Genomic DNA, 7,024 nt, shown 5'->3' on the forward strand with positions numbered 1-7,024 from the left:
TAAAAGCACTATCCATGCTTTGGTTCCTGCCACCTACCAGGCGTAAAAAAGCACCCCATGTTCGGAGCGGTTCCTTGAAACTCCCGCAGATTTAGCGATCCAAGGTCTTTGTATGCCGCTCGATGCTAGCTACGTCTAATAGCTGACATTACGGACGGCGTGCCAATGAGTTAGGCAGAATGAGCGTTTGCAACTCGCCCCTCAATCGGTCGAGCAAAGGCTTGCGCAAGATTTGACAGTGCGAAGCAACTTAACTTCGCGATGTTTCGCCGGACTGGTTTGGATGGAGCTTGGCTTTGTCTTCCTCGTATTCCCTGATAAGGTCAGCGACAGCTTCGCGCGTCAGCTCGTCATTAGTTGAGTTTTCTAATCTGCGACACGCTTCGATCTTATAGTCCAGCTCGCGGCACAAATCGCACATGCGCGCCTCCTGTATCATATCAAAGCACACACCATCTCCACCCGCGTTTTTGGCTGACCGTTTCTGGTGATGTACTACAATGCGATCAGAACCGGCTTTGTTTCAAGGGAACGTCACCTGGGCGACTGTCCCCTTCCCCGCCGCCGGAGCCGGCAGTAACACCGACGTGACCTCGGCGTCATCGACCGAGACGCAATGTACGGCGGCCGCAAATGAGAATGCGCCAACAGCTATGAATTTGACCCGCGGGCCATCGCCCGAACGCTTTGCTGCAGGTCGAGCGGGCGGCTTTGCCATTCCCGGACTTCATCGAGAATCGCGTCGGTCACTCGGCTGATCAAATCCGGCGAGACTTCGGCCCCATGAAATTCAGATAAATGCCCTTGGATCTCGCGCACCGTCATACCGCGCGCGTAGAGGCGCATCAGGGGCGACAAACTGAAGCGCTTGTCGTTGTTGCCCCGTGAGGCTATTCTGTCATGCTCTACGGCGGAATCGCGAGGGGAAGCAGGTGGCCACCATCACGGAGTGGCGGGCTTCGCTCGGTCTGTCCGAGTACGCCCAGCGCTTTACCGAGAATGATATCGACGTCTCCGTCCTGCGTCATTTGACTGATCAGGATTTGAAAGAGCTTGGCGTCTCGCTTGGGCATCGGCGCAAGATGCTGGCGGCGACTGCCGAGCTTGCCGGCGCCGCCGCACTTCCACCCGGACATCTGTCGCCCGCGCCCAAGCAACGGGACAACGCGGAGCGCCGCCAGCTCACCGTGATGTTCTGTGATCTTGTGGGCTCGACCGTGCTCTCGACGAGGCTCGATCCCGAAGATCTGCGCGCCGTTATCGGAACCTACCACAAATGCGTCGCAGAGACGGTCGACCGGTTCGACGGCTTCGTCGCCAAATACATGGGCGATGGGGTGCTGGTCTATTTCGGCTACCCACGCGCGCACGAGGAGGACGGCGAGAGGGCGGCACGCGCCGGGCTTGCCCTTGTTGAGGCGGTGCCAAAGCTCAAGACAGCCGCCGATTTCCCCTTGCAGGTGCGTATCGGGATCGCCACCGGGCTGGTCGTAGTCGGCGACCTTATTGGCGCGGGTGCGGCCCAGGAGCAGGCGGTCGTCGGTGAGACTCCAAATCTGGCCGCGCGCCTCCAGGCGTTGGCCGAACCGGGCGCCGTGGTGATCGCATCAAGCACCCGCAGGCTGACTGGCGGCCTCTTCGAATATCGCGATCTTGGAACCGTCACTCTCAAGGGCTTTGCTGAGAACGTGTCGGCGTGGCAGGTGCTGGGCGGGAGCGCCATCGAGAGCCGCTTCGAGGCCTTGCGCACGGCCACAATGCCGCTGGTCGGCCGGGAGGAGGAAATCGAACTGCTGATGCGCTGCTGGCACCAGGCCAAAGGCGGTGACGGCTCGGTCGTGCTGATATCGGGCGAGCCGGGCATCGGCAAATCGCGCATCGCGCAGACCATCGCGGACCGGCTCGCCGGCGAGCCCCATACCCGCCTGCGGTATTTCTGCTCGCCCCACCACCAGGACAGCGCACTCTACCCCATCATCGCCCAGCTCGAACGCGCCGCCGCGTTCCGGACCGAGGACACGGCAGAGCAACGGCTCGACAAGGTCGAGGCGGTGCTGTCGCAGGCGACCAACGATCTGATGGAGGCCGCCCCTCTCATCGCGGACCTACTGTCGATCCCGACCGGCGACCGCTACCCGGCGCTCGATCTTGCCCCGCAGAAGCGCAAGGAGAAGACGCTCTGGGCGCTGATTGCGCAGGTCGAGGGACTCGCCGCTCAACTGCCGGCGCTTATGATATTCGAGGATGTCCATTGGAGCGACCCCACGACGAGAGAAGCACTCGACCTGCTCATTGATCGGGTGGCCACCCTGCGGGTTCTGGTGATCATCACCTTCCGGCCGGAGTTCACGCCGACCTGGATCGGACGGCCGCACGTGATGCTGTTCAACCTCAACCGCCTGACACCGCGGCAGCGCGCCGAGATGATCGTGCTTGTGACGGGCGGCAAGGCGTTGCCCAAGGAGATCGCCGAGCAGATCATCGATCGCACCGACGGCGTGCCGCTGTTCATCGAGGAGCTGACCAAGTCCGTTGTCGAGAGCGGATTGGTGACAGTCGCCGGGGACCGTTACGCGGTGACGGGGCCAGCGGCGCCGCTGGCCATCCCGACGACGCTCCACGCCTCGCTCCTGGCAAGGCTCGATCGATTGGCTCCAACCCGAGAGGTGGCGCAGATTGCAGCGGCGCTCGGGCGTTCGTTCTCGCACGTGCTGATCAGCGCCGTCGCTCAGATGCCCCGGATCAAACTGGATGACGCGCTGGAGCAGCTGGTGAGCGCTGAGCTGATCTTCCGGCGAGGGATAGCGCCCGACGCCGAGTATACTTTCAAGCACGCATTGGTGCAGGACGCGGCCTATAGCACCTTGCTGCGCACCCGACGACAGCAGATTCATGCCCGGATCATCGCGACACTGGAGAGCCAATTTTCCGAGATCGCGGCGACGCAACCGGCGCTGCTCGCTCAGCACTGCGCCGAAGCAAGCCTAACGGCGAAGGCAGTTGCCTATCGGCTCAAGGCTGGCCAGCAGGCCCTGGCGCGTTCGGCGATGATGGAAGCCTCCGCGCAACTGCACAAAGGCTTGGACTTACTTACCGGCCTGTCAGACGGCCCTGATCGCCAGCAATTTGAGCTCGACTTGCAGCTGCTTCTCGGCATGACGCTGACCGCGACGGAGGGCTATGCCGCGCCGGTGGTGGCAAAGGCATTTGCACGCGCACGCCAGCTCTGCCAACAGCTCGATCGACCATCTCAGCTTGCCATGCTACTGGTCGGGCAAGCCTCGTATCACTTCATCGCAGGCGAGCTTGCGCTGGCGTGTCAGGAGAGCAAGGAGCTTGTCGACCTGGGGGAGGACCGGAACGACGCCGATGTGAAATTCCAGGGCTGCACGTTCAGCGCTGTGACGTGGTTTCACGTCGGTGACTTCGTCGCCGCGCGCGATTACGCCGAACGGGCGATGGCACTCTTCGATCCGCCGCACCCCTCCGAGGCTTGGTGGACCCAAAACCCATATGTCACCGCGCTCACATTTTCATTTCGGTCACTGACCTATCTTGGCTATCTCGATCAAGCACGCGCAAGACGTGAGGAGGCACTCGCACAGGCGCACCAGCGCCAGCATGCCCTTACGCTTGCCATGGTGCGCTGTATCTCTTTGCTCACCCTCGAACACATAAAATCAGACCCCGCAATCTTATTGCAACGGGCCGAGGAGATGAGGGCACATTGCGTGGAACACGGTTTTCCTTACTTTGAGGCGGCGGCCTTGATGTCCAGTGGCCACAGCCTGTCGGAGCTGGGTCGCACTGAGGAAGCTCTCGCAGACCTCACCGATGCGCTGGCAAAATATCGGGCGACCGGGGCTGTCACAGTCGTACCGCTAGTTCGGACGTCGTTTGCCGAAGCCCTTGCGAAGGCCGGTCGGCCAACGGAAGGATTAGAACAGCTCGACGAGGCCGAGCGTCAGATCGAAGCGACTCAGGAGGGCTGGACCGAAGCCGACATGTATCGGGTTCGCGGCGAGTTGCTGATCACCGTTGGTGATCCTGTGGCGGCTGAGAAGTGCCTCCAAAAAGCCATCGCCGTTGCGCGCGGGCGAAGTGCGAAGCTATGGGAGGTTCGCGCCGCCACGTGCCTCGCGCGCCTTTGGCGAGACCAGGGCAAACGCGCCGAAGCCCGCGATCTCCTCGCACCAATTTACGGCTGGTTCGCCGAGGGCCTCGACACCCCGGTCCTCGACGAGGCCAAATTGCTGCTGGAGCGGCTCACGGAGTGACACCGACTGCGTGCGCCGCCGTTCGGCTGGGAAAGAGGACCCCGCCGGGCCGAAGGTCGGCTCCTTGGATCCTTCGTCCGACCGTGTCCCTGGTGTGCTCAGTGATCTCGAACTGAACCGGGCGACCAACGGACACATAGCCGAGACCGGCCGTGCCGTCCGAGATTGGCACTTTCGGAAGTGGTGGTCCCGATGTGTGATGTCCGCAGTTGGGGGTAGACCGGAAGTCGCCAGCGGTAGAGCGAACCGACGCGATTGGACCCAAAGTGGACGTCGGCCATGAAATCGACGGGCCGCGCGTTTCCTTACTCATAAGCACTGCAGCGGTCTCAGGCAGTTACAAAAAGTGAACTTTGGAGGCTTGCAATTCGAGCCAAGGTTGTTGCGCACATGCTTCAGGCGTCGTTGCTTTATCGGGTGGAGTGGGCTGGGAGATTTGTTCGAAAGGACGCTCCCCGATGGCACGACAGCAGATTGAGAGGTTGGATTTCGCAGACCGGAGCAGGATGACGTATCTCCGAATGGATCAGGAAACCGGATCTTGTTCTGGCGCAGGAGTTTATTTCAAGTTTTGCGAAAGCTGCCACTATGTGGCGGCGGCAATTACCCGGACCTTAGCCGGCGCGATCCGGCCTCCTGATCATTTCTTCGGATCGTGTGCAAGGGCCGCATCTTTCACGGTGGCGGACCTGAGGTTTGCCTGGGTCGGTGTCGTGGTAGGCATCGCCGGGCTGGCTGCGCTGCTTCTTTTCGGCTGGAGCGAAATTGGAGCAGGCACGGTAAGTGCGACCGAACGGCGCGCAGATCCTTCCAGCCCGGCCGCCGTCCCTTGGGTTGAAACGCAGGCTGAGAGGATGGAAGCGATAAGACGACGGGGTCTGGAATTGTTGCGGGCGGACATTCCCGAAGACGAGCCGTCCCAATCGTTAGCGCGCGGTGACCGCCTCGAACTCCACGACGGGACCATAAAGCCAGTCATGCGCATCGCAACGGCCGGCGAAGGCGACAACAGCGTTGCAGCACCGGCTCCGTTGCCGGCAGAGCCTGCTGCGAGCAAACCTGCCAAAGCAAAAGCAAAGGAGAAGCATGCAGTGAAGGCGCGTCCGGCGCATGGTGGTCATGCGCGGCGTGCTTCAAGGTCTTCCCGTGATCGGGTCAGGGTGGTACACGCCAAGAACGTGCAAGCCGAGCCGCAGATGACCTCAGCCGGCGGACTGCAGGCAGACCGGGCGCCGCCGGAGGAGAACAAGTCGTTCGGCTGGTTCAAGCGGCTGCCGGACACGATCGTGCCGTCCTCGTGGATGGGCGGCTGGGAGAACCTGTGGGCGAAAGGAAATGGCGCTGGAAGTTCATCCTGCAGCCCGTCTGTAAATCCGGCCACAGGATGCCCGCGGGAGGCTCACGCCGGCCCGCGATAGCGGTCCCCAAGTCGCGCCGCAATAGCCCACGACGTCCTCCAGCTGCGTGGCCGAGAACCCGTAAAGGACTTGAGAAGGTTGCGAGAACGCGCCCGCAGAGACCGTCATCGTCTCAACAGGGTATCGGCGCGTCCCGATCCGGATCGGCAGACTGGAACCCCCTTGAATGAGGATGATAACGACGTCGAGGCGCCTCGCTGCTGCGTGTTGGAGCGGGAGCCTGATTAGGAGGTCACGATGAAGATTGACAGCACCATCTTTGGCGCGATTACGATTGACGGAAAGACGTATCAGCACGACGTGGTCGTTCGTCTTTCCGGCGAAGTTGTGAAGCGGAAAAAGAAGCTATCAAAGAAGCTGTATGGCACCTCGCACGTGCTTTCAAAAGACGAGGCAAAGTTTCTCTTCGAGAAAGGGTGCGATCAGGTCGTCATTGGCTCGGGCCAGATGGGCAACGTGCACCTGTCACCAGAAGCTGAAGCCTATTTCGAAAGAAAGGGCTGCGAGGTCGTGTTGAAGCCGACACCCGAGGCAATCCGGATGTTCAATCGGTCCCGGACAAAGAGGATCGGACTCTTTCACGTGACCTGTTGAAGGAAATGCCTGGTGAAGCTGTGTATCCACGTTGGATCCGCCGGATCGGCGCGCCGCTCATCGCTCTTGTTTGACCATTGCGCCGTCGGTTTCGACGGTGCACGCCGTTGAGGATGCGCGCAAGGTGAGCGTGGTGTCCTTCGGCCTTTTCGGCGATCAGGGCGTGTTTAGAAGCGAGGCCACCGGCGCAGCACGGGTCGTCGCGGACCGTTTCGGGGGCGCTGCGATCAACGTGCAATACAATTCGAAGAAAAGCGGAGGTGCAAAGATTGAAGGCCTGGCCATGTCCTTGCAAGCGGCGGCCAACGGGATGGACGCCAACAACGACATTCTGTTTTTGATTCTCACCTCGCACGGCTCCCGCGCCGGCCTTGCAGTCAAAGCGGGGCGGCTTACGCAAACGCTTACGCCGTCAATCTCGCCTACATGCGCCGCTCAGTACGGACGGTACCCGCCGGCGCAAACGTAGTTGCCGTAGGCGTCGTAGCAGCTGCCGCGGTAGGCCCCGACCGCAGCGGCGCCCACCGCCGCCGCACCGACACCGTAGCCGCGATAGCCGTAGCCGCGATAGGCCCCACCACGATAGCCGTAGCCCCCGCCGCGCACTGCGACAGCGCCGCCCCGAGCCCCTCGAACCGCTACAGCGCCGCCGCGGTAGCCTCCCGCCCGGACGGCACCGCCGCCGTGAAAACCTCCGGCGCGCATGCCACCGCCGCCGCGGCGGGGGGACGCGGC

General features: G+C 62.0%; 4 protein-coding genes and 1 pseudogene. 4 read left to right on the forward strand and 1 reads right to left on the reverse strand.

Annotated features, from left to right (window positions below; genetic code table 11):
- Nucleotides 1-696 precede the first annotated feature (696 nt).
- Nucleotides 697-849: pseudogene (locus CP49_RS04185) on the reverse strand (transposase); the annotation flags it as partial.
- A gap of 83 nt (nucleotides 850-932) precedes the next feature.
- Between CP49_RS04185 and CP49_RS04190 the strand changes: the two are divergent.
- The 4 genes from CP49_RS04190 to CP49_RS04205 all read left to right on the forward strand — a co-directional run bounded on the left by CP49_RS04190 (nucleotide 933) and on the right by CP49_RS04205 (nucleotide 6,758).
- Nucleotides 933-4,277 (forward strand): adenylate/guanylate cyclase domain-containing protein, encoded by a 3,345-nt coding sequence (locus CP49_RS04190; protein ID WP_057849048.1) that lies wholly within the window; start codon nucleotides 933-935, stop codon nucleotides 4,275-4,277.
- A gap of 458 nt (nucleotides 4,278-4,735) precedes the next feature.
- Nucleotides 4,736-5,695: a hypothetical protein gene (locus CP49_RS04195; protein WP_057849049.1), complete on the forward strand. Its 960-nt coding sequence runs from the start codon at nucleotides 4,736-4,738 to the stop codon at nucleotides 5,693-5,695.
- A 237-nt stretch (nucleotides 5,696-5,932) separates the two neighbouring features.
- Entirely contained in the window at nucleotides 5,933-6,289 is a 357-nt protein-coding gene (locus CP49_RS04200; protein ID WP_057849050.1) for an Mth938-like domain-containing protein, read from the forward strand.
- Nucleotides 6,290-6,320: 31 nt separating this feature from the next.
- On the forward strand, nucleotides 6,321-6,758 hold the full coding sequence (locus tag CP49_RS04205) for a hypothetical protein (protein ID WP_197424087.1): 438 nt from the start codon (nucleotides 6,321-6,323) through the stop codon (nucleotides 6,756-6,758).
- Nucleotides 6,759-7,024: the final 266 nt, after the last annotated feature.

Source organism: Bradyrhizobium valentinum, assembly GCF_001440405.1.
Classification (GTDB): Bacteria; Pseudomonadota; Alphaproteobacteria; order Rhizobiales; family Xanthobacteraceae; genus Bradyrhizobium; species Bradyrhizobium valentinum.